We start from the raw sequence: 24367 nt of genomic DNA on the forward strand, positions 1-24367 counted from the left end.
ATCAAGCTGCAGATATATAAATGTACAATAATTATCTATTAATTAAAGCTTTGCTTCACTATTTAATAGGCCATCGAGACATATTTGCTAAAACAGAAAAACAACAATTAGCAGAAGAAAACTTTTTTCTTACTGATCTTATTAAAAAAATTACTCAAAATGCAAAGCTTCGATCGGATCCAGCTTAGATGCTTTTAAAGCTGGATAATATCCGAAGAAAATACCTGTTATCGCACAAACCAAAAAGGAAAATATAACCGAAGATTCTGAAATTAAGGTAGGCCAGTGCAAAAAGAACTGAATCAGCTCAGAAGCTGCTATTCCCAAAACAATCCCAATTAATCCTCCGGTTAGACTGATTAATATGGCTTCGACCAAAAATTGCATCAAAATATCCCTGCCGTTTGCACCAATAGACATACGCAATCCGATCTCTTTGGTTCTTTCTGTAACCGAAACGTACATGATATTCATAATCCCAATTCCGCCAATTAACAGCGAAATACCTGAAATTGCAGTTAGCAACACCGTCAATAACTGACTGGTAGAACTAAAGGTATTGATCAATTCGGCTTGGGTTCTTACAGAAAAGTCGTCTTCATCTTTGGCTTTCAATCGATGTGCCGTGCGCATAATCTGTTCAATTTCATCTGTTGCCAGCTGCGTTTGGCTTTCATTAACAGTTGACGCATAAATGTTTTGCAGATAAATCGAGTTTGTGATTCTTTTTTGTACCGTGCTGTAAGGAGCGATAATAATATCATCCTGATCTTGTCCAAACGCATTTTCTCCTTTTGATTCTAAGATGCCAATAATACGAAACGGAATTTTATTAAATCGAATGATCTGCCCTATTGGATTTACGCCATACGGAAAAATATTATCTACCACTGTCTGACCAATTAAACACACTTTATTTGCCGTATGCACATCTGATTCCCTAAAAGCAATCCCTTCTTTTAGGGGCCAATCCCTGATTTTGAGATAATCCACACTTACTCCCTGCATACTTGTGGGCCAGTTCAGCGCACCGTTAATTGCCTGCCCTTTGCTGGAAACAGCGGGAGAAATAGCGTTAAGATAGTTTGATTCTTTTTTTAGCGCTTCTACATCACTAAGTGTGAGTGTTTGCACACTCGAAATATCAAGACGTGCCCCGGCAGTAACGTTGCTGTTTGGCCGGATGGTAATCATATTCGATCCCATACTTGATAATTGGTCCTGAATGCTTTTTTTAGAACCCTGTCCAATAGCAACCATTGCAATTACAGAAGCCACCCCAATGATAATCCCGAGCATGGTTAATAATGCACGAAGTTTATTGCGGCGCAAAGCCTTTAAAGCAATTAGAAAAAGATTAGCTATTTTCATATTTATAATCTTCATCTACATGAAAATCTGCCAGCATTTGTTTGGCCGATTTTATGTTTTGGTTATTAAAATCCTTCATAATTCTTCCGTCCCTGAGCGTGACCGTCCTGTTGCTGAAAGCTGCGATATCAGGCTCATGGGTAACAAAAATGATTGTTTTTTCCTGTGCATTCAACTCTTGTATTAAAGCCATTATTTCGTATGATGTTCTGGTATCGAGGTTTCCTGTTGCTTCGTCAGCAAGAATCATAACAGGATCGTTTACCAAAGCTCTTGCAATGGCCACACGCTGCTGCTGTCCGCCGGAAAGCTGATTGGGAAAGTGATCAAGACGATCGGCTAGTTTTACGGCTTCCAGGGCATGAATAGCTCTTTCCCTCCTCTCTTTTGTTGAAACTTTGGAATTGTACAATAAAGGGAGTTCGACGTTTTCTATTGCCGATGTTCGTGCCAGAAGATTATACGATTGAAAAATAAAACCGATCTTGTTATTTCTCAGTGCTGCCAATTCATTTTTAGACAATGATTTGACATTCACTCCATCTAAAAAATAATTCCCGTCTGATGGCTTATCCAAACATCCCAAAATATTAAGTAAGGTTGTTTTTCCCGAGCCGCTGCTTCCCATAATAGTCAGAAATTCGCCTTCCATAACATCAAAAGAAATTCCTTTTAAGGCTCTGACAGTTTCAGATCCCATGGTAAACTCTCTTTTCAGGTCTTGTATTTCAAGAATCTTTTTTGCCATTATAATTTATTTTGTGTTTCAGAATACTATTATCTTTTTCCGCCACCGCCGCCTCCACGTTTTGGCATAAATGGACTTGAATCTGAAGCTTTTGTTCCTTTATTTTGTTTGGATGCATTAACTCCTGTAATAATTTCATCTTGTTCGGTGATTCCTTTTATGATCTGCACATTAATATCATCATCCAATCCTATTCTAATATGTTTTGGAATAATTGAATCTCCTGCTCTTTTCCATACAATAGCCTTTTTATGATCTATGGTGTCCGGAGCTTTGACATTAGATTGTGTGCTGCTTGCGTATTTGCCTCCATTGCCTTTATGCTCTCCTTTATATTTTGCTAAAGACAATTTCCTGATCTTAAACTGCTTTGCTAAGGCAGAATCCGGCTGAAACGCAATTGCTTTAGCAGAAATAAGTAAAGTGTTTTTTACTTCGTTGGTATAAATAATAATATTGGCCGTCATTCCGGGCTTGAGCTTTAAATCATCATTTGGTGCGTTGATAATGGTAGTGTAAGTTACTACGTTTGAAGAAATTGTAGGCTGTAAACGCACTTCGATCACGGTTCCTTTAAAAACATCATCCGGAAATGCATCCACGGTAAAAGTCGCACTTTCTCCTACTTTTACATTCCCAACATCAGCTTCGTCAACAGAAGCCTGAACCTGCATCTTGGTTAGATCTTTGGCAATGCTAAATAATGTTGGCGTGTTTAAACTCGCAGCTACAGTTTGCCCTTCGCTCACTTTTCGCGATAAAACGGTTCCGTCGATGGGCGAAAAAATATTGGTAAAAGAAAGGCTCTTTTGTACTGATTTTAATTGCGCTGCAACGCTGTTTACGTTATCTCTAGCCACCTGAAACAGATTTCTTGCCGTTTCAAAATCGGCTCTGCTGATTCCTCCTGCCTTGTATAATTCGCTTTGTCTGTTAAAATTAGATTCCTGATAGCTCAGATTGTTTTTTGCCAATTGCAGATTGGCTGTAATCTGCTCTACTTGTGCCAGTAATAGCGATTGATCGATTTGAGCCAGCAATTGTCCTTTTTTTACCACCGAATTGAAATCGACAAATACTTTTTGTATCGTACCGGAAACTTGTGTTCCCACTGCAACTGTATCTACAGGCTGAATTTTTCCGGTTGCGGTTACACTGGTTGCAATATCTCCATAATGCGGTTTTTCAGTAATCAATTCTACTTTATTGCCGTCTTTACGAAAAATAAAATATCCTATACCTCCTATAAGCAATAATCCAATGATGATAATGATGATTAATTTATTTCTTTTCATTTTGCTCTATTTATAGTTTGATTGGATCTCCTTTATAGAAATCGTATATTTTTAAACTCACTACGGCATTGTATTTCGATTGAATGAAATTTTGGAATGCCTGAATGTATAAATTCTTTTCCAGCAGATAATCTACAGTACTAATTCCGCCAAGCCTTAATTGCTCATTGGCAATACGGTAATTTTCGGTGTTGGCATCTAATTGCTCTTCGGCAGCTGTAAACTGAGATTGTGCGTTGAGCACATTAATATAAGCCTGCTCTACCTTTTGAGAAAGTATGGTTTCTGTATTGGTAAGATCCAGCTTAGACTGATCAATTGCGATTTTTGATTTTTCGACACCAGTTTTCGCTATTCGGTTATTGAATACCGGAATAGTCAGGGAAAGCCCCACACGCTGATAAAAGTTATTGTCTATTTGTGCAGGATATGGCGTGTTTTGGTTATCAGAATATCCTGACGCCAGAGTTCCGCTTGCGCCAAGTGTAGGCAAAAAACCTGCTTTAGCTTTTCGCAATTCCAGATCAGCAGCTTCTTTTTCTAATTGGCTGCTTTTTATTTCAGGTCTCTGTTCCAAAGCTATTTTCTGGACATCTTCTAAATTTAGTACCGGGAAAGCAGCTTCTAAAGTTTCAGGTTTTTGAATAGTCAAATCATATCCGGACGGAAGCTGCAATAACTGTTTTAAGGTCAAAACATTCTGGCGCTCTGTATTTTGAGATGCAATTAAATTGTAATTGTCTGTAGCGGCCTGCGCTTTTAATAAAACAAAATCTTTTTTGGCAATACTTCCGGCACTGTATTTTAATTCTCCTAATTTGAGCTGTGCCTTAGAAGTTTCTAAAATCTCACTCAGGTAAATGCTGTTTTCTTGAGCCAAAAGAATGGTTAAGTACGATTGCGTAATCAATACGGTGACATCATTCTCTGCTGCCTCGGCATTAAACTGAGCAGATTTAATTAATAATTCTTTTTGCTTTATATCATTATTCAAATACCCGCCATTGTACAAAACCACCGATGAATTTAAAGCATAATTGCCCGCAAAACTGGCTTGTGTCTGAAAACCGCCCACCACTACATCTGCATTTTTGGCATTAGTAAAGGTTTGCGAGGCATTCCCTAAAAGATTGGGAAGTTTTGCCGCTTTAGACAGCAATAAGTCCTGCTCTGTAGATTTTGCCGTTAATCGTAAAGTATTAATTTGAATGTTTTGCTGTTTAGCATAAGCAATACATTGCTCAAGACTCCATACTTCTGGCAGCTTATTTTGTTCGGTTGTCTGTGCAGAAATCCGGGCCGACTGAACAATCAAAATTGCCATTAAAGTATTTATCATAAATGGCCTCATACCTAAATTTAATTTAAATTAAAAAATAAATTGCAACCTAAGCATTAGATAATAAAAGATGATCTAAGCATATTTCGGATTTGATTTAAAGGAGGTATTTGGTAAATTATTCGCATTATATGGTAGAGAAAACGAATAACCATATCAAATATAGTGATTATTTTAACACTTTTACCGAAGCAAATCCTATTTTAATCTTAAATAAAAGATAAAATTATTTTATGAAAAAACTGATTATCCGGAAGCTTGTGAAAACCTGCGGTGCCTGTATGTTTTGATCATCCACACGATGTGTTGCGATGGCCATTTCTGGAGAATCTGTCAGGAGATTCGTCAATAAAATTTGTTTGGGCAATAAGGCAAAAACGCAAGAAATAACGAAGCTCCTGTCATACTAAACATATTCCCGAAATTGGCGGTTGTTGCCATAAAAAGATATTTCTTGGTATGGGTAAAGGTTTTTAGTCCTTCAATAATACCATTTGTCAATACATCCAGATCTTGCCTTACCAATACAATATCTGCGGCTTCTTTGGCGACATCCAAAGCGGTATTTACAGATGAATATTCGTTTGAAGCTTCCATTGCTGCTTTTGCTGCAGCTAATTTCACCGAACTTTAAAAAAAGAAATTAAAAGGGAGTATATTCTTAATGCTCATATACCAAAGCCAATTTTGAAATCCATACTGCAGAGATGCTCAGTCTTGAAAGCCAAAATGATATTGATAATGTGATTGCTGAAATATAGAAAATCAAAGCATATAATCCTGTTTGTTTTTTAGAAGCTAGGAGATTCCTAATCCGAAAACGTTTTGTGGAATCGGATATAAAAACCGTTGAAATTCCAGGGTTGCATCAGTATAACACAATTATGCTTAAGCTGCTGAAAGTATTTTTAAAAGAAATCAAGTAAACTTAGAAGCTTATTTTATTTAATATGTAATTATTTGTTAATAAAGTTTTTTTAGTATATTTATAATGTAATAAATAAAGAATTAAGCTATGCAAAAACAGTACTTTCTTTTATTTGTTTTATTGACGGTGACTTCAGTCAATGGAATTTCACAAACCAGTTACAACCTTCAAAAATCTCTCCAAACAGCCAGAAAAAACAATCTCGTCCTTAAAGGCCAGTATTATGACATAGATATTGCCCAGAGCGATATTGTCACAGCAAAATTAAGACCCAATCTAGTTTTAGGATTTAATTATATTAGCATAGCTGGAGAGAAAAATTATGCACCTAATACAGGTTTTCTTAATAGTGCGAATACTCAGACGAATTTACAATTAGGAAAAGTTTTTCAGCTAGCTGGAACACGCAAGAATAAAATTGATTTTGCAAGTCAGAATTCGGTTTTGACGCAAAAAAACTATAATGAAATAGAACGTAATCTTTTTCAGGATGTAGGTTTGAAATGGGTTGATGTCTGGGCTGCGCAAAAACAATTAGAAATAATAAAAAAAGCCAGCAGTAATCTAGATAGCTTGGTAATTATAAACAAAGTACGTTTAAAAAATCAAGTAATTACAGAAACAGATTTAAACCGCACCACCCTGCTGGCAAATCAATATGCATTAGAAATAAAAAAAGCAGAACAGAATTTAAAAAACGAATTACTCAGCCTTAAATATTTACTGGGCACTAACGACGAAATGAATATTGATTCTAGTGATGATTTTGCTTTTGTTTTGCCTTCTAATTTAGAAATTTTTTTACAGGAAGCCTTAGATAAACGAACAGATGTTTTGGCTTCTAAATCAATCTTAGATGTTGCTAATACTAATATTAACCTTCAAAAATCTTTAGCTTATCCACAGCCTGAGTTAGGATTAATTTATAATCCGCAAAACACAATTCCATATGTTGGTTTGTATGGAACAATTGAACTTCCTTTTTTTTCTCGAAATCAGGGCGAAATAAAAAAATCAACCTATCTAAAACAACAGGCTGAGCAAAATCTGGAAGCTACACAGGGTTTAATTCGGACAGAAATAACCAATGCATTTAATGCTTATCAGACGCAGAAAAGTAATCTTGAAAATTTTGGCGGACTGCTGACAAGATCAGAAAACATTTTAAAAAGCGTAAAATACTCTTATTTAAGAGGCGGAACTACTATTATTGATTTTCTGGAAGCGCAGCGCAGCTGGCTCGATATCCAGCAGCAGTATTATGATTCTATGCAGGAATACAGAAGAAGTTATATCACATTGCTTTACACTTCCGGGTTAATTAATCAAATAGCACAATAATGATTCGCACAACTGTTGTGATGCATTAAAAAAATAAATACTATTTACATATGAAACATTTAATAAAGTTTAGCGGCATTATAGTATTATTTCTTTACGCCTGCAGTGGAAAAGAAAATAAGCCGGTTCAAGCAGTAAACAACTTGCCTCAAGTGACAAATAATGGAAAAACTATTGTATTTCCCACAGACAGCAGCGCTGTTTTTTTTGAAACAGAATCTATAGGAAATTCAGTTCTTAATAATCAAATTATGGCTCCTGCAAAAGTTTCTGCAACAGTAATGAAATCGCAGGAAGGAGCATCACAAAATATTATTTTATTTGAAAACCCTGATTTAGCCGCCAGTTATACGCAGCTTATCCAGCACTTGGCCAATGTCAATCAAATTCAGAATAAAAATATAAAACAAAAACAAATAGAGGTTGATCGTGCTAAGGATTTGCAGGCGCATGGTGCAGCAACAGGCAAAGACCTGCTGGAGGCGCAGACAGCATTATCTGTAGAACAGACTAATTTGGCTAATGAGAAAGCGGCATTAATAGAATTTGAAACGGACTTGAAAGCCGGCGGCTTTGAACCAGAAATACTGAAAAGAGCAAAAGCTGGAACTTCTTTTATTATTTGCGATATTCCAGAGAATCAGATTGGCAGAATAAAAAGCGGAGATAACTGTACAGTACAATTTACAGCTTTTCCAAATGAAAAATTCTCTGGAAAAATTGATGCTATTGCCGATATGATAGATCAGTCTACCCGCATGGTTAAACTTCGAATAAGCTTAAATAACTCAAGCGGCAAATTTAAAGCAGGTATGTTTGCGACAGTTTCTTTTGGCATAAGCGAAGGTGACAATATCAGCATTGATAAAAATTCGCTGGTTACAGTTCAGGCAAAAAATTATGTTTTTGTAAAAAAAGGCAATAAAGAATTTGAACGCACTGAAGTTACGATAGGAAACCAGATAGGAGACAGAATAGTGGTTTATAATGGTTTAGCAAACGGTGATGTTATAGCAATTAAAGGTGTTATGCAGTTAAAAGGGCTCAGTTTTGGGTATTGAAAATTATAAAACAAAGCGAAATAGTATTTGCTAACACTTTAAAAGAGAAACAATGATTCAAGCACAGGTATACATAGATAAAGACGAGTTAAAAGGAACACAGCCTTTGTACGAGTACATTTTAAGATTTTTGATTGAGCATAAAATTAAAGGAGCAACAGTATTTCATGGCAAATTGGGATACGGAGCCAGTCGGTATCTTAACAGGCCGCATGATTTGTTCAGTTTTGATAAAATACCTTTGCTGATCAATTTCATAGATGAAGATGAAAAGGTAAAATCTGTTTTAACAGCTTTGAGAAAAGTCTATAAAGGAGGTTTTATAGTTACGAATCAAGTAGAAAAATGGTAAAGAGATGATTAAAAATTTACTCATATTCAGTCTTCGTAACCGCTGGGTTATAATTGCAATCAGCGTTGTTTTAATGGCAATAGGTTTTTGGTGTTTTACCAATTTAAAAATAGAAGCCTATCCGGATATTGCAGATACCAATGTAATCATAGTGGCACAATATGACGGAAGAGCTGCTGAAGAAGTAGAACAGCAGGTTACCGTGTCTATTGAAAGAGCTTTACAAAATACACCAAATGTTTTAGACCGCAGAAGCAGAACTATTTTTGGTTTATCTGTGGTGCAGCTCACTTTCAAAGACGGCACGGATGATTATTTTGCACGGCAGCAGGTAACCGAACGGCTTACAGAAGCTGAATTGCCAGATGGTGTTACTCCTTCATTAGCACCGCTTTCTACCGCTGTGGGTGAGATTTTCAGGTATGTTGTAGAAGCTCCTTCAAACTATAGTCAGGCTGAGCTTAGAGATTTACAGGATTGGGTTATAAAACCTGCTCTGCTGCAAGTTCCAGGAATTGCTGATGTAACTACTTTTGGCGGACCATTAAAACAGTTTCATATTATCACTTCGCCAGAAAAACTAAGAAAATACAATCTTACGCTGCAAAATGTAATGGATGCAGTAGATGCAAACAATCAAAATACAGGAGGGAATATAATTGAAAGAGGCGGGCAAGGTTTTGCAGTGCGCGGCTTAGGTGCTATTAAAACTGAACGGGATATTCAAAACATTGTTCTTAAATCTGAAAATGGAGTGCCGATTTTTGTTCGTGATGCAGCAACTGTCGAAATCACACCGCCACCGCCAAGCGGTGTTATGGGCTATACTGTTGCGGCAGACAAGAAAGATGTAAGCAGCGGTGTTGAAGGAATTATTCTTTTAAGGCGATATGAAAATCCTAGCGAGGTTTTAAAACTGTTAAAAGATAGAATGGCGGATCTACAGGAAAATGATTTGCCTCAAGGCGTAAAACTGCGTCCTATGTACGACAGAACATTCCTGATAGATCATTCGCTGGAAACGGTTGCCCATACCCTATTTGAAGGGATTTCTATTGTAATTATACTATTGATTCTTTTTCTTGGAAGTGTTCGAAGTGCATTGGTAGTAGCTTTGACGATTCCGTTTGCATTACTGTTTGCTTTTATTTTAATGAGACTTACTGGTATTCCTGCAAATCTGCTTTCGCTTGGTGCAATAGATTTCGGAATTATAGTAGACGGTGCCTGCCTAATGGCGGAACATCTTATAAGGAAATACAGAACAGCCACGCCAGAAGAAAAGCAACAAGGAATTGTGCAGATTACCCTTCAGGCAGCACAGGAAGTGGGCAGGGAAATTTTCTTCTCCGTAACCATTATCATATTAGCTTACATGCCTATACTTTTAATGACCAGAGTAGAGGGTAAATTGTTTTCTCCAATGGCCTTAACGTTAGCTTTTGCCGTTATTGGTTCAATGCTGGGGGCGCTGACTTTTATTCCAGTTCTCATTTCGTTTGTTTATCGAAAGGCAATGCTCGATGTCGATAAACCCATAAAAGAACATAAAAATGTGGTGTTGGACTATTTAACGAGATCATACGAAAAAACATTATCCAGATTTTTAAATAATTATAAAAAAACTACAATAATTGGTTTTTCGATCGTAACGATATTTATTTTATGCGGCTTAAAATTAGGAACTGAATTTTTACCCACTCTTGATGAAGGATCAATCTTTTTAAGAGGAAATTTTCCTGCTGGAATTTCCATACAGGAAAATGCAAAATATGCTCCTAAAATCAGAAAAATTATCTCTAAGTATCCTCAAATATCTTACGTAATAACGCAGACCGGACGAAATGATGATGGAACAGACCCATTTCCTGCCAATAGAAATGAAATTTTAGTAGGACTGAAAGATTACAAACTCTGGAGCGATACTATTGCGAAGAAAGATTTGGTTGAAATAATAAAAAGAGATCTGCAGCAGCAAATTCCATCGGTGCAATTTTCTTCAGGTCAGCCTATCATCGATCAGGTTATGGAAATAGTAAACGGAAGTGCCGCGGATTTGGCAGTTTCTGTTGTGGGTGATGATTTGGAAATGATGAGAAAAAAGGCAGAAACAATTGCTAAAATTGCTAAAAATACGCAAGGTGCCGAGAATGTAAATATTGAACAGGAAGGAGAACAAGAACAATTGGCAATTGATATCAATAGGGAACAAGCCGCGAGATTTGGCATTAATGTAGCCGATATTCAAAATATGATAGAAGTGGCAATTGGAGGGAAAACAGTTTCAACTTTATATGACGGAGCAAAACGTTATGATATTGTAGTTCGTTTTTTACCACAGTATAGAAGCTCTATAGATGCGATAAAAGATATTTTAGTGCCATCTTCTAATGGCGCATTAATTCCAATGAATCAATTGGCAAATATACACTTTGTTGAAGGACAAACGAATATTTATCGTTATGGAAGTAAACGCATGATTACGGTTAGAACCAATATAAAAGGAAGAGATCAGGGAAGTTTTGTGAAAGAATTAGAGGAAAAAGTAGGTAAAAACGTAACTGTTCCAAAAGGTTATAGTATTATCTATGGAGGTCAATACGAAAATCTGGAACGAGCAGGGAAACAGTTGGCATTTACCATTCCGTTAACAATTATTATGGTTTTCTTATTTTTGTTTATGCTGTATAAAAATTTTCAGCATACTATGATTACAATGAGCTGTATTTTGTTTGCGTTAGGAGGCGGCATTATGGCTTTACTTCTTAGAGGTTATTATTTTAATGTTTCTGCTGGTGTTGGGTTTGTCAGCATTTTTGGAATTTCGGTAATGTCGGGTGTACTTCTTGTATCAGCACTCAACAGAAAAACATTGTTCAAAAAGGATAATTTACAGGAAAACGTGCTCACTGCCTCAAAAGAACAATTAAGAGCCTTATTATCGATCTTGGTAGTTGCTATTGTAGGGCTAATTCCTGCTGCCATATCCTCAGGAATTGGATCAGATGTACAAAGGCCGCTTGCAACGGTAATTATTGGAGGATTGACAAGTACATTACTTTTCGCTCCGATATTAATCCCACCTTTATACTTTTGGATGAACAGTAGAAAAAAAGAATAAACATTTCAAAACGCCTTTAAAAAGCTTTGTAATGATTTTAGTATTCGGCTACAAAAATTCTTTCAGAATATGGATTAGATATTATATAGCAACTTTATTGAAATCACAAACAGTGCGCTTGCTATTGCCCCTGTCACGGGAATTTTAGTATATTTTAGCAGGCATGTTTTAGCGCTTCCTTAATAGGCGCCATATCCCAGAATGTTAAAGCCGACGTTGGGAAACCTGAAATCCTACAGACTGAGGTCAAAACGGTTCTCCTATAAAATATTCTATTTTTTTGAGAAAATGAAGTTAGCGAGATTGCAGGAATAATGAGTGTACAGATATTTTCATATTCTGAAAACTGTTTTTTTTATTCATAGCCGCTAAATTAAAATAAAAAACACATAACTATATTTTATTCTAATTTCCGACATTTGTAAAATCTAAAAGAGGTATAAGTTAGGGGCCAAAATCAATAGATAATTTTAATTCGCTTTAGCTTCTTCATTTCATATTCTGCCAAGCAGCTAAAGCTCAAAAAAGATATTTAACTTTAGGCATTGTGTTTCTAAAATATAACTTATTTTTACATCCGAAACAACCAAACACACTTTGAAACGACTTTTGGTCATATTTCTATCCTGCATGCTATTAGTTCCTTCTTTTGGCAGTTTCTTCGTTTATGCCTCATTCAAACTAAATCAGGAAGAAATTTCTAAAACAATCTGTGTACAGCGCAAAATGGTTTTTAATAGCTGTAATGGACGTTGCGAACTTCAAAAAAGCTTAAAAAAATACGCAGACAACGAAAAAAGGATGCAAAACAATCTGAAAGAAAAAGCAGAGGTGGTTTACATTCAGACTTCAATCTTAAACAATTTCAAATTAACCGCGCTTATAGAATCAAAAGCTAAAATTTTCGGTTCGTTTGACAAGAAACCCATTGCAGTCGCAAACTCAACTTTTCATCCTCCATCCTATTTTATATAAATTTGAAAAAGTCACCAATGTAAGCTTTACAGTTCATAGCCTACAGCTTTAATTTATATAAATTCAAAATGAAAAAAATATACTTTACCCTATTGATCATAGGGCAATGTGTCTTTGCGCAAAACAAAGTTGAGCAAGACACAACAAAATCGCAGGAACTTGAAAATATTTTTGTAACTGCTAATCGTACTGCAGCTTTAAGAAAAGAAACTCCGGTTGCAATCAGTAAATTGACAGCAAAAACCATCAACGAAACCAAAGCTGCGGCGGTTTACGAAATCATAAATAAAACTCCCGGCGTCCTGATGGTAAATCTGGGAAACGAACAGCACATGATGTCTATCCGCCAGCCTATGACTACAAATGCCTATTATTTGTATCTGGAAGACGGATTGCCTATACGCCCGATGGGAATTTTCAATCACAATGCTTTATTGGAAATAAACCAATATAATCTGCAAAGCATTGAAGTTGTAAAAGGACCTGTTTCTTCTTTATACGGACCGGAAGCTGTTGGGGGCACCATTAACTTAATTTCGATAAAACCTCCTGTTAATCCCGAACTTAAATTCGGAATCCAGGCTGACAATTATGGCTATAAAAGATTTCAGGCAGCAGGCGGTGCAACAATTGGAAAAGTCGGTTTTCATATTGCCGGAATTTCAAGTTTGCAGGAAAATGGCTGGATGACCTATTCTGATTATAATAAAAATAATCTGAACGCGCGAATTGATTACAGCATTTCGCCTTCTACCCGATTGGTCAGCAATACTATGTACGGAAAATATTATTCGGATATGAGCGGTTCTGTTAATGAAGATGATTTTAACAGCAGAACTTATAAAAGCACTTCTAATTTCACTTATCGAAAATCAGACGCTTTGAGAACTCGTTTAACATTAGAACACGATTGGAACAGCAATTCAAGCAGTTATATCACGGCTTATCTGCGCGACAACAAGTTAGGGCAAAATCCTTCATACGGAATCAAATGGAGCCCGACAGCAAATCCCACAGCAGCCAAAGGCGAAGTAAATTCGAACAATTTTAAAAGTTATGGAGCGATTGGACAGCACACTCAAAAATTTGATTTCCTGAATGCAAAAATTGTTGCCGGCGCTTTATACGATTATTCACCTGTAACGTATTGGTCGTATGTCATTGATTTAAAAGCCAATTTAAATCCTGGAGATCCGGGAAAACAAACGGTTAATTCATATGAAATCATTGCCGAACATCCTGATTCAAAACTTTCTGATTATACAGCAGATATTTTCAACACGGCCGGTTATGCGCAAATCAGTTTTAATCCAATTGAAAAATTAGTTGCTACTGTTGGAGGGCGTTATGACAATATGAAAGTGAATTATGATAACGCAATTGATCTTTCTAAAGGAAACAAAGTGTATGACAAATTTACTTTTAAAGCCGGAGCCAATTATAATCCGGTAGATTTTGCAGGTTTTTATGGCAATTATTCTCAAGGTTTTGCTCCTCCGGGAATTACTTCAATTTTTAGAGCTAAACCGGGAACTGGCGGCACATCAGGCATTCCTGCCGAATTTTATTACAATCTAAAACCAGCAGATTTTGATAATTATGAAGTGGGCGGATGGCTTTCTCTGCTGGAAAATAAATTAAATTTTGATTATGCTTTCTATTATATGGAAGGCAAAAATGAATTGTTAAACATCAAACTTCCAGACAATTCAACCGATTACCGCTCGGCTGGAGAAACGCGCCATAAAGGAATTGAGTTTGGTGCTTCATACAAACCATCAAAACAATTCAACATTCGCCTTGGCGGTACTTACGCGCAGCATACTTATATTGATTTTAAACTTTCGGACAAACCATCAGATCCCATTCAGGATTTGAACGGAAAAGAAATGCCGTCAGCACCAAAATGGTCAGGAAATTCAGAAGTGAGCTATTATCCAAACTGGCTCCCTAATTTGAGAACTTCAATTGAATGGCAGCTTGTAGGGAGTTATTATCAAGATCAGATCAATACCGTAAAATATGACGGCTATAATATTTTCAATGCCCGAGTTGGCTACCAATGGAAAAAAATTGAAGTCTACGGAAATGTGCTAAATCTTACTGACAAACTATATGCATATAATGTTTCAAGAACAAATGCTGCAAATGCACAGCCAACTTATACAGCTGCTGCACCGAGAACTTTTGTATTTGGCATCCAATATAATTTTTCATTAAAAAAATAAAATTTCTCTGCTCCTAATCACAATTGGGAGCGGCAAAAAAAATAAACAATGGCTAAAGAGACAAATAGAAAATCTTCGAAGAAGAAAGATTCTAAATTCATAAAAAAAATCAAGCAGCACATGTACAAATGGCATCGTGTTATTGGGTTAATCACTATTGTTCCTGTTATTTTCTGGACATTATCTGGTTTGATGCATCCTTTTATGGCGCATTTTTTCAAACCTGAAATTGCCCACGATAAAATCGAACAGCCAATTATTGACAAAAGCCAACTGCATTATTCCATTCAAGAAGTTTTGCTGAAAAATGAAATATCGCAATTTAAAAATTTCAGAATTGTCACTTTTTATAATGCCACTTATTATCAGGTAAAAACAATTCTGGGCGAGCTTTGGTATTATGATGCTTCAACTGCAGAGAAACTGGAAAACGGAGATCAGGAGTATGCAGAGTGGCTATCTCGTTATTTCTTAGACGACCAAAAAAGTGCCGTCAAAAACAGGGAGGTTGTAACCGAATTTACTTCTCAATATAAATATGTAAACCGTTACCTGCCAGTTTATAAATTAAGTTTTGACCGTCCAGACGGCATGCAGGTCTATGTAGAAACCTCATCAAGCAGACTGGCAGCTTACAACCCTATTTCTAGACAGACTTTCATCTGGTTTTTCGACACTTTCCACAATTGGTCTTTTATTGATGCAATTTCTAATAATAGTGTTCGAATTATTACCATGATTCTCCTGTTGTCTATAATTGGATTTTCTGCTTTAAGCGGCATTTTAATTTATGGCTTGCTCTGGAAACAATTCAAAAAAACTGACGGTCTGGCACCCAAAAAAGGCTTAAGAAAATACCACCGCCAAATCGGAATCTGGGTTTCACTTTTCACGTTGACCTTTGCATTCAGCGGTGCTTATCATGCCACTACAAAATGGGCGCCGTATACTTTATCGCAAATGGTTTACGAGCCAACCTTTGCAGCTAAGGAAATTCCTGAAGCAAACAATAATCTTAATTTGGATTGGAATCGTTTTCAAAATATAAGCATCATTACACTGAATGGCACTACTTATTACAGATGCCAATTGCTTGAAAAAGATGCCAAAAGATTTAAAATGCCAAAATCAGATTCAAAATCGAACAAAAAAGAAGAGCCAAAATCTAAAGTGGTTTACATTAACTCTGCAACAAATAAAACTGCACCAAATTTGGATTTAGAATACGCTGAATTTTTAGCTTATTATTTTACCGATGGAGCGCCAAAAGCTTCTTGCTGTGAAATGATCGACACTTCAGAAGATGATTCACGGCCTTCCTTAGAAAATATAAAATTGCTTGATTCAAAAGTTTTAACTGATTTTGAAAGCAGAGAATATGGTTTTGTCAACAAAAGGCTTCCTGTTGTAAAGCTGGCTTATGACACACCGCAAAAAACAACGTATTTCATTGAAACCTCAACATCAAGATTAGCGGCAGTCATTAATAATTCTGATCGAATTGAAGGATATTCTTTCGCCATTTTGCATAAATTTTTATTTATGGATTGGGCAGGAAAAAACATTCGAGATTTGGCAACAGTTCTGGCAGCGCTTTCGATTTTAATTGTAAGTGTTTTAGGTTTTATCCTTTTTCTAAAGAAATAAACAAAAGTTTCTGAGGGAGTAAGTTTCTAAGAAAAAGACTAAGCCGAATTTTAATTTTTTTTTTTAAAGAGAGGCTTATGAAAAATTAAGGGTGCAAAAATGCACCCTTAGCTATATCTACACTTTTCGTTAGCATATCCACAGTCTAAAACTAACTAAAAATAAAAGAAAGAAAGAAAGAAAGAAAGAAAGAAAGAAAGAAAGAAAACTGTACTGCAGCATTCTAAGATCATCAGTGAAAACATTGGTTGAGCCCTGCTGCTTCCTGCTAAGAAAAACACAGCTTACTGCAACTGCGTTTTGCACCTCATACCGCTTTATTTCATGGGAGAGCTTGATGCGCACGTTGCTTATTCAGGCAAATCTCCAGCTTTTCAGCTGGCCTGTACAGAAACCAGATCGTCTTAAAGCATTAATAACACAGGATATTTTGGATTCACACAACAATGCTATAGATTTGACAGCGAAATTAATATGTAAAACCAATTAGCATGAAATTTGCTCTAAAAAATAAAATTAATGATTTGGATACTTTTTTATTGACGGATTCAAGCGAATTAATATATATAAAAGAAAATGTTTTATATAATAAAGGCCAAAATAGCATTTATGATGCTAAAAATGAAATTTCAGGGCTGAAGTCTTCAGGCGAATGGATTTGTTTTAATCATACATTAGAGAGCCCAAAAGGATTTATTGGAAAATACAATGATTTTCAGGTTTTTGATAAACAAATTTTTAAAGCCATTGAAAAAGACTGCGCCTATTATGGCGATAGATTTTCCACCACCAAGTTACATCTTGGAGAGACATTTACTAAAGTATGGAATGTAGAAGAAAGATTAATGGTTTTTATGGCAAATAATGGTTTTTTAGTTTACACTAAAGATGGCATAAACATTAATTTCTGTTTAGATGATTCAAATTTGCAATTGATCTGGAAGTACGGATTAGCAGCAAAATACAGCTGGAAGCAGTCAGCAGATTGCATTGATGGGCCATCGGTAAAAAAACAGGCAGAGGTTATAAAATTTTTAGGCATTTATCAAACTGAACTGTGGCTAGTTTTAAACAGCGGGGCAATTTTGGCATTGGATATAAAAGCAGGAGTAGAATCGCGCCATATAAAAGAAGGAAAAATGATAAAGGGAGAAAGTGACTTTGAAGGCTTCAAAGGCTGCTTTGGCTACCATACTGTTTTAGATGAAAAAAATGGGCTTATTTTTAACTTAAGCAGGCACTTTTACATTGAGTTCGATTTAAATTCAAATGCAGAATATTTTAGCAGCTATAGCTTTAAAGGGTCTTCGCTCACCCACAAACTTAAATTGAACTGCATAGGCGGTTTTGATATGGAAAATATTTATGGCTATGAAGGGAGCGATAATAACCGTTTTGCGGTTTTCAGCAGACAGCAGAAAGAAATCATTTGGAATAGCGAGATCGAAGAAGCAAAAGGAAAATTTCCTGCGATTAGAGATTTGAAATATGGCGGGGGTAAAATATATGTTTTAGATCACCATAACAGCTTGCATATTTTTCAGAAAGATTAGACCATCGCAATCTTATCAAGGAATAACAAATAGGATCTGCTTTTTGCAGCATAACCTGTGAAACTTATAGCCATTATATAATAGATGCAATTCTAAAAATACATTTACGGACTTTCTTTTTGCCGGCATGCAGCAAACCGCAATCATTCTCTTTTGGCGTTCGGCAAATGCAAATCCTTTTCCGAGTTCAAGAATAAATTTTTCCAGCTCATCCAATATTGCCTATTCCAAATTTTGCGGCAGAATCGTGGCACATTGTATTTTTGAAAACTACAGAAAACAAAAACAAGGTTAAGCGGTTTAGGTTCGAAACTTTTAGACAGTGCTATCGTTTAACCTGCACGCCTTAATGGACTTCTTTTCTCGCTACTAAGAAAAAGATTCCAAATCCCTCTAAATGTTTTTAGTTTCCTTGCCTTATAGATTTTTTTTCATGTTCTTTATCCTACAATTAGACCTTCGCCTAAATATTATTTATCGAGAGCAATATTTTGTTCTTAACTGATTAATACATCGACTCAGAAAATACTGAGATTAAACATTTTAAATTTACGAAAAATCTTGTATTTTCAACATTATCTTCTATATTTGTCCAAATTAATCTGAAAATTTTCACAAATCTTATAACAAACCTTACCAAATACAATATAAAAAAAATCAATTTTGAAATCTATTAATCAAAAAATTTAAACCATGAAAGTAATAAAAAACTACTTATCTAAAATCACATTTGCTTTAGCAGTTAGTTTGATAGTAGGCTGCAGCCCATCGGAAAATAACCAGTCCGGAACAGAAAAAACTGCTAACTACACAGACGTAGAGTTATTCAAATCCATTTTCTTTGGGGTTGGAGAATTTGCAGTCCATATAAACCAGTTAAAAAGTAAAATAGATTTAACCAATAACCTTAAAGGTGATAAAAGAGTCGAAGTAGTCAATAAGCTGGATCTTCTTGTGAAAGAAATAAAAACCAAAAATCCAAGTTTTTTTCCTGAATTCAAACAACTCATTACAAGTGGAGATCAAAGAAAAGTGCAGCTTGGCATCGAATTGGGGTCTACTATGATTAAAGAAAATTTTGAGGTGATATTCCCTGAACTAAAGAAAGTTTTTCACAAAGTAAAATCTGACATATATACCGGTAAACTTAAACTTAATAAACAAGACAGTTTTAAAACATACATTGAAACATTTCAGACAGCTATTGACAAAGGAGAATATGACAGTTTACTTAAAAAAAACATGATAACCGATGAAAATGAGACTGTTGTTCCCTGCACTTGGGCTGTTGCCTGCGTAGCATATTTTGCAATAGCAGCACACAATACAGTGGCAGTTACCGCCTTGATTTATTTTAAATTTGCATTTTACGGCCCTAGTATTGATTCAGGCAATCAAGTAACCTATGACGGAGCAATTAATTGCGGGTTAGATTGTACAGGAATGGATTATATAGGACCTGACGATATAACGCCACCTGGACCAATAGTAGATCCTGAGGAAGCTACTTTAAGAACAGAAACATTGGTTAATGAAATTGCCGAATATTATGCAGAGAAGTAAGCTACTCGATGGGACGATCTATTTTATAACTTTTGCCGTTTGTGCCATTTTTGCATTTATATTTATCGCAGGAGTTTTTCTTTACACCGTGAATGAGAACCCTATTAAACTAAATGTAAATTTAGAAAACAAAATTTTTACGTTTGTTCCCCAAGGCTGGGCTTTTTTTACAAGAAATCCAAGGGAGGCACAAATTGTGATTTACCAGAAAAACGCCGACAATAAATTCGAAGAAATTTCGCAAAGGCATTCCTCTCACAATAATTTGTTTGGACTTAAGAGAAGAGCATCAAAGATGTTGTCTGAATTACAATTCATTAAAAGGGAAATAAATGATAGCCTTTATCAGAATACGATGTGGAGCTACCAGGAAAAAATATATTCTAAAGTGCCACTGGAAGTAATATCAGTTCAAAACCAGATGGAAGACCAAATATTGTGTGGTGAATACATCGTAATCTATCAAAAGGCCGTGCCTTGGGCCTGGAGCAGATCGTTAGACAGAATAAAAATGCCTGCAAAAATAATTCGACTTAACATAATATGCAATGATAGAGAAAATCAATAACCGCATTAAAACTTCCTGTTTAGAGCTTTTCCCATATACAAATACTGTCGGTTTTGCAAGGAGTTTACTTGCCATGGGAACTTTACTTACTTTGGCTGTAAATCCAATTAGTATTTTATTTCATAAAAAGATCGACGGTACAATAATAAACCCTGTACTAAACCCTGTCATACCTATAAATAAATATAACTTTTTTACATTATGTGGCTTTGACAATATTTTTTACATGAAAGGATTGGCTATAATAATTCTCTGTATAACCATTTCAGGTTATTTCATAAAGATAACTTCAATATTGCATTGGTGGATCTCCATAAGCTTTCTTTACTTTTCGTCAGTAATAGACGGAGGGGATCAAATTGCATCAATTTTAAGCTTCTTATTGATACCATTTTGTTTGACTGATCCAAGAAAAAACCATTGGATGCATATTAAACCCAATGACTCTGCAAAAAATATTATTGGATTGTTTTCAATCTGGATAATACGAATTCAAGTCGCAATGATATACTATCATGCTTCTTTAGGTAAGCTAAGTGTCGCAGAGTGGGTAAATGGGACAGCAATTTATTACTGGTTTAATCATAGCGTCTTTGGAATGCCTACAGCTATTTCGACAGTTATGAACCAGCTTTTAAGCAATCCTATTATTATTTCCTTACTTACTTATGGTGTTCTTGCGTTGGAAATCTTATTATTCTTAGGGTTGGTGGCATCTGTAAAATATCGCAAAGTAATTCTGTGCTTTGGAATATTATTTCATTTTTTTATAATCATTTACCATGGAATATTTTCGTTTTTCTTTTCAATTTGTGCCGCTCTTATACTGTTTCTTTACCCTACTTATCAATCTATTGATTTTAAATTATGGTATCTAAAAAAGTAAAACTACTTTATCTCATTAGTATTTCTGTATTTTTGACTTATCTTCTGCTGCTATTATACCATTATTCAGAAATTGCTCAAACAGTCGCTTCTCACGTGGATATAACTGGGAAAGTGGACGGGTATAGCAGCAAAAAGTCATTGCTGATTTCTTCTGGAGTTAATTTACTTATACTGGTTTTTATCGGACTTTTGATAAAAAACCCAAAATCAGCTAATTACCCCGTTGAGATCACAGACGGGAACCGAGAAAGTATGTATAAAAAAATGCAACTTTTTTTATGCCTTATTGCAATTATTACCACGTCCGTTTTTTCATATATGGTTTTTAAAGCAATTGGCCTCGAAAAGAATTTTATATATCTAATTTTATACCTGATCATAGCCCCTTTAATTGCAATACTGTATTTTGGGAGAGATAAAAAGGTTCAAAGCTAAATTTAACGGTTAGCTTCTAGTGGAAATTGACACTTTTCTCAAACAAAAATTTAAGTCGGATTTTAGTGAACTTTGCATAGTTTAAATTTTGTGGAAGAATGTCCACATCATTGTCTGCAACAGTAAAAATCACAAAAATCAAGATGTACAGGGGGTTTGGCTTCGAGTAGATATAGGAATGGACAAAAGAATACTGCATTAAAACTAAAAAGCCTGAAAGTATTTTCGGACTTTTTAGTATACCATAATAATATCCTATTAGTAGAGATTTTTACCGTATCACTTATCGTACGGCAATTTGGCGATATTTTTTGAACATGATCTATAATTTCGTCGCACTCCAAGGCTGCCCAGTTCTGAAATCTTTCACACTTCCATTACTGAAGAGCATTTGTCTGGCCAATTTTTCGTATTTACGAATGGACTCTGCGGCAATTATCAATGCAAAACCAGACTGCCTGGAGATAGATTGGCTTCAAAACAACTACAATCATTCAAAAGCCAGCACAACGATACTTTGAGGAGAAACTCAAAATGCATCGATTGACACAAAAGTATCAACTATAAATTTCCAATATTTCAGAAATTCATTAATTGGCAATTGCATTTTCCGCTTTCTTTTAGCCTGTCTTTGATTCAAGAAATTGGCTAAAATTCGAGGCGCACTTTTTTTTAGCATCAGATCTTAAACAGCATCTGAAGCCTAGTAATTACAACGGTTTTAATAAATCAAGGAGAAGCCTCTTTCTCTGCAGAGCGTCGTTTATCAAACGGTCTCCACTACAGCCAGCCTCCCCTTCACCGGCCAAAACAACAATAAAAAACATCTATAAAAATAAGGATATCTGCATCAATAAAAGTAACTAAGAAAAAAGGCCTGCCCACTGTACAGAATAATCCTAACAGCAATCCATATAAAAACCTCAGCAGAAAACAGTCCCAAAGCAGTCACCTCTTCTTCTTCTTCACCACCAGATGCTTCAAAGCCGGATCATTTAAAAGCCTGTCCATCTCGGTATAGATGATCTCCTGCACATCGCGGCGGATCTGGGCAAAATTCTGCTGGACCATCGCATTGTCCAGCTTCCTTACAGGCGGTATTTCTTTATAACTTTCCTCCTCGTTCCTTAACGCGTCATGATCGTTTACAATTTCCGAGTGAAATGTTTTCAATTCTATTTTGCAGTCCGGATTATCGGCCACCATCCCGACAAATTCACCCGAACTCAGAGACGAAATCTTTGATGCGGGCACAGCGGATTCCAGCTGTCTGGAACGGCTGATGGAGGTGTCAGCGCTGTTGATGGAAATGCTCTCCCGGTCCTGCATGATCTTCCCGAAACGCTCCGACAATTGCTTTGCCGTATCCCCTGTCACCTGTCCCGAGATGATGTTTCCGGTGATGTTCAGGATCACATCGGCCTGCTCGCGCCCGTAGTCTTTCCGCAGCTGGCTGAAGTCCTGCACCCCCAGACAGGTGCTCACTTTGTTGCTTCTAGCGGTGGCAATCAGGCTGTCCATATTGTTGAGATAGAGGGTCGGGAACTCGTCAAAAATGAGGCTGGATTTGAGCTTCCCTTTTTTGTTGACCAGCTTGATCAGACGGCTGACATAAAGCGACAGAACTGCTCCGTAAATCTGGATCTTCTGCGGATTGTTCCCCATGCAGACGATCTTGGGCTCCTCAGGATTATTGATATCGAGGGTAAAATCATTTCCCGAGAGCACATAGTACAATTGCGGGGAAGACAGTCTTGCCATGGCAATTTTGGCCGAGGCGATCTGCCCCTCGAGCTGGTCCATCGCATCATTGAGATAGGCATTGATAAAGGGATTGATAAGCACCTCGATTTCCCTGTCGGTGCGCAAAAGGGTAAAAAGGCTGTCATAGTCGGTCTGCATGAGCTCGATGACATGCGGCAGGGTGCAGAACTCCCCGTCATTGTATCTCCTCAGATACCAGATTACTGCCGACAGGAAATTGATCGGCGACTCCACAAAAAAGTCCCCCTGGCGCTTGATCCATTCTCGGTTGAGCCCCATAAGGATCGTCCTAGCGGACTCCGAAGCATCAGTGATATCCTCCATGCTCTGGGGATCCAATGGGTTGCAGCGGTGCATGATCTTGTCAAAATTAATGAAGTAGCATTTGGGCAATACTTTATATGCATGCTTATGCTTTTCAAAAGTATTGTAGACGATTTTGGACAGGTCATCATACTTGAAATCATAGACAAACATGCTGAATCCTTTGGCGATGTGCTGGGTGATGACATGGCGGATCACAAAGTAGGACTTGCCCGATCCCGGCGTTCCCAAAACCATCAGCCCGCGGAACGGATTGATGATGTTGATCCAGCTGCAGCGCAGCTTTTTTTTCAGATGATATTTCGCCGGCAGATTAATGGAATATTCATTTTCCAAAAGCCTTTCCTCCTGCGGAAAAGTCTCATTTTCAGTGTTGAAAATATCTGAAGCGCCCAGCCTGTTTTTAATGAGCCTGGACAGCAGCGTCCCGCCCGAAAGCACCAGCAGAAACCCCAGACCAGCAGCAGTCATATACCCCACCGCGGCATGCTCAAAAGCAGGAATTATAATCAGAGACAATCCGCTTAAAAAATACAGCAGCAGTCCTGCCGCAATTTTATAAATCGCGGTTTTCAGCTCCAGCTTTTCGTCCTTTCTTCCCTTTGCTCCCAGCAGTGATATAAGCAGAAGACCAAGAGCCAGAAGCTTGGAAATATAAAAATTTCCGAACAGTCCCGAGCGGCAGACCGATGCCAGAATCTTGTCTCCGAATTCACCTGTGAGATTCCATAATTTAAAAGCTTCGTAACAGCAATAATAGAAATGCCCCAGCAGCAAAGCGATGCCGATGAGCCTTGTCATGTCAATAATTTTTCTCAGCGCCTGTTCATTTTCTCCCGTCTGCATGGCTGTAGATTTTTAGCATT

The 24367-nt window shown here is 36.6% G+C and carries 17 protein-coding genes; 11 read left to right on the forward strand and 6 right to left on the reverse strand.

Annotation, left to right across the window (positions count from 1 at the left end; translation table 11 throughout):
* Positions 1 to 150 precede the first annotated feature (150 nt).
* From M0M44_RS18910 to M0M44_RS18930, 5 genes are all read right to left on the reverse strand, one after another.
* On the reverse strand, positions 151 to 1371 hold the full coding sequence (locus M0M44_RS18910; protein WP_248727088.1) for an ABC transporter permease: 1221 nt from the start codon (positions 1369 to 1371) through the stop codon (positions 151 to 153).
* The gene (locus M0M44_RS18915; protein ID WP_248727089.1) at positions 1358 to 2119 is read right to left on the reverse strand and encodes an ABC transporter ATP-binding protein; all 762 of its coding nucleotides are present in this window, start codon (positions 2117 to 2119) and stop codon (positions 1358 to 1360) included. Before M0M44_RS18915 ends, M0M44_RS18910 begins: the two co-directional genes overlap by 14 nt.
* Positions 2120 to 2148: 29 nt before the next feature.
* Positions 2149 to 3414 carry an efflux RND transporter periplasmic adaptor subunit gene (locus tag M0M44_RS18920; RefSeq protein WP_248727090.1) on the reverse strand — a complete coding sequence of 422 codons (1266 nt, stop codon included), beginning with the start codon at positions 3412 to 3414 and terminating at the stop codon, positions 2149 to 2151.
* 10 nt (positions 3415 to 3424) lie between these two features.
* Positions 3425 to 4765, reverse strand: coding sequence for a TolC family protein (locus M0M44_RS18925; RefSeq protein ID WP_248727091.1), 1341 nt, complete (start codon positions 4763 to 4765; stop codon positions 3425 to 3427).
* 333 nt (positions 4766 to 5098) lie between these two features.
* Positions 5099 to 5377 carry a hypothetical protein gene (locus M0M44_RS18930; protein WP_248727092.1) on the reverse strand — a complete coding sequence of 93 codons (279 nt, stop codon included), beginning with the start codon at positions 5375 to 5377 and terminating at the stop codon, positions 5099 to 5101.
* A 391-nt stretch (positions 5378 to 5768) separates the two neighbouring features.
* On the opposite strand from M0M44_RS18930, the gene M0M44_RS18935 reads away from it, so the two are divergent.
* From M0M44_RS18935 to M0M44_RS18990, 11 genes are all read left to right on the forward strand, one after another.
* Complete coding sequence (locus M0M44_RS18935) at positions 5769 to 7022, forward strand: TolC family protein (protein WP_248727093.1); 1254 nt, start codon at positions 5769 to 5771, stop codon at positions 7020 to 7022.
* A gap of 50 nt (positions 7023 to 7072) precedes the next feature.
* Positions 7073 to 8083: an efflux RND transporter periplasmic adaptor subunit gene (locus tag M0M44_RS18940; protein ID WP_248727094.1), complete on the forward strand. Its 1011-nt coding sequence runs from the start codon at positions 7073 to 7075 to the stop codon at positions 8081 to 8083.
* 52 nt (positions 8084 to 8135) lie between these two features.
* Positions 8136 to 8435, forward strand: a complete 300-nt coding sequence (locus tag M0M44_RS18945; protein ID WP_248727095.1) for a DUF190 domain-containing protein — start codon at positions 8136 to 8138, stop codon at positions 8433 to 8435.
* Between the two features lie 4 nt (positions 8436 to 8439).
* Positions 8440 to 11556 carry an efflux RND transporter permease subunit gene (locus tag M0M44_RS18950; protein ID WP_248727096.1) on the forward strand — a complete coding sequence of 1039 codons (3117 nt, stop codon included), beginning with the start codon at positions 8440 to 8442 and terminating at the stop codon, positions 11554 to 11556.
* A gap of 630 nt (positions 11557 to 12186) precedes the next feature.
* Positions 12187 to 12531, forward strand: coding sequence for a hypothetical protein (locus tag M0M44_RS18955; RefSeq protein ID WP_248727097.1), 345 nt, complete (start codon positions 12187 to 12189; stop codon positions 12529 to 12531).
* A gap of 68 nt (positions 12532 to 12599) precedes the next feature.
* Positions 12600 to 14759, forward strand: coding sequence for a TonB-dependent receptor (locus M0M44_RS18960; protein ID WP_248727098.1), 2160 nt, complete (start codon positions 12600 to 12602; stop codon positions 14757 to 14759).
* A gap of 48 nt (positions 14760 to 14807) precedes the next feature.
* Complete coding sequence (locus M0M44_RS18965) at positions 14808 to 16406, forward strand: PepSY-associated TM helix domain-containing protein (protein WP_248727099.1); 1599 nt, start codon at positions 14808 to 14810, stop codon at positions 16404 to 16406.
* Positions 16407 to 16897: 491 nt separating this feature from the next.
* Positions 16898 to 17959 carry a hypothetical protein gene (locus M0M44_RS18970; protein ID WP_248727100.1) on the forward strand — a complete coding sequence of 354 codons (1062 nt, stop codon included), beginning with the start codon at positions 16898 to 16900 and terminating at the stop codon, positions 17957 to 17959.
* A 693-nt stretch (positions 17960 to 18652) separates the two neighbouring features.
* A complete protein-coding gene (locus M0M44_RS18980; RefSeq protein ID WP_248727101.1) occupies positions 18653 to 19522 on the forward strand; it encodes a sporulation delaying protein family toxin in 870 nt (289 codons plus the stop codon).
* Positions 19491 to 20090 (forward strand): SdpA family antimicrobial peptide system protein, encoded by a 600-nt coding sequence (locus tag M0M44_RS18985; protein WP_248727102.1) that lies wholly within the window; start codon positions 19491 to 19493, stop codon positions 20088 to 20090. The genes M0M44_RS18980 and M0M44_RS18985 overlap by 32 nt, the downstream gene beginning before the upstream one ends.
* Positions 20071 to 20976 carry a sporulation-delaying protein SdpB family protein gene (locus M0M44_RS18990; RefSeq protein ID WP_248727103.1) on the forward strand — a complete coding sequence of 302 codons (906 nt, stop codon included), beginning with the start codon at positions 20071 to 20073 and terminating at the stop codon, positions 20974 to 20976. Before M0M44_RS18985 ends, M0M44_RS18990 begins: the two co-directional genes overlap by 20 nt.
* 1385 nt (positions 20977 to 22361) lie before the next feature.
* On the opposite strand, the gene mobC is transcribed toward M0M44_RS18990, so the two are convergent.
* Entirely contained in the window at positions 22362 to 24347 is a 1986-nt protein-coding gene (mobC, locus tag M0M44_RS18995) for a conjugal transfer protein MobC (protein ID WP_248727104.1), read from the reverse strand.
* Positions 24348 to 24367 lie beyond the last annotated feature (20 nt).

The sequence above is a fragment of the Flavobacterium humidisoli genome, from assembly GCF_023272795.1.
GTDB lineage: Bacteria > Bacteroidota > Bacteroidia > Flavobacteriales > Flavobacteriaceae > Flavobacterium > Flavobacterium humidisoli.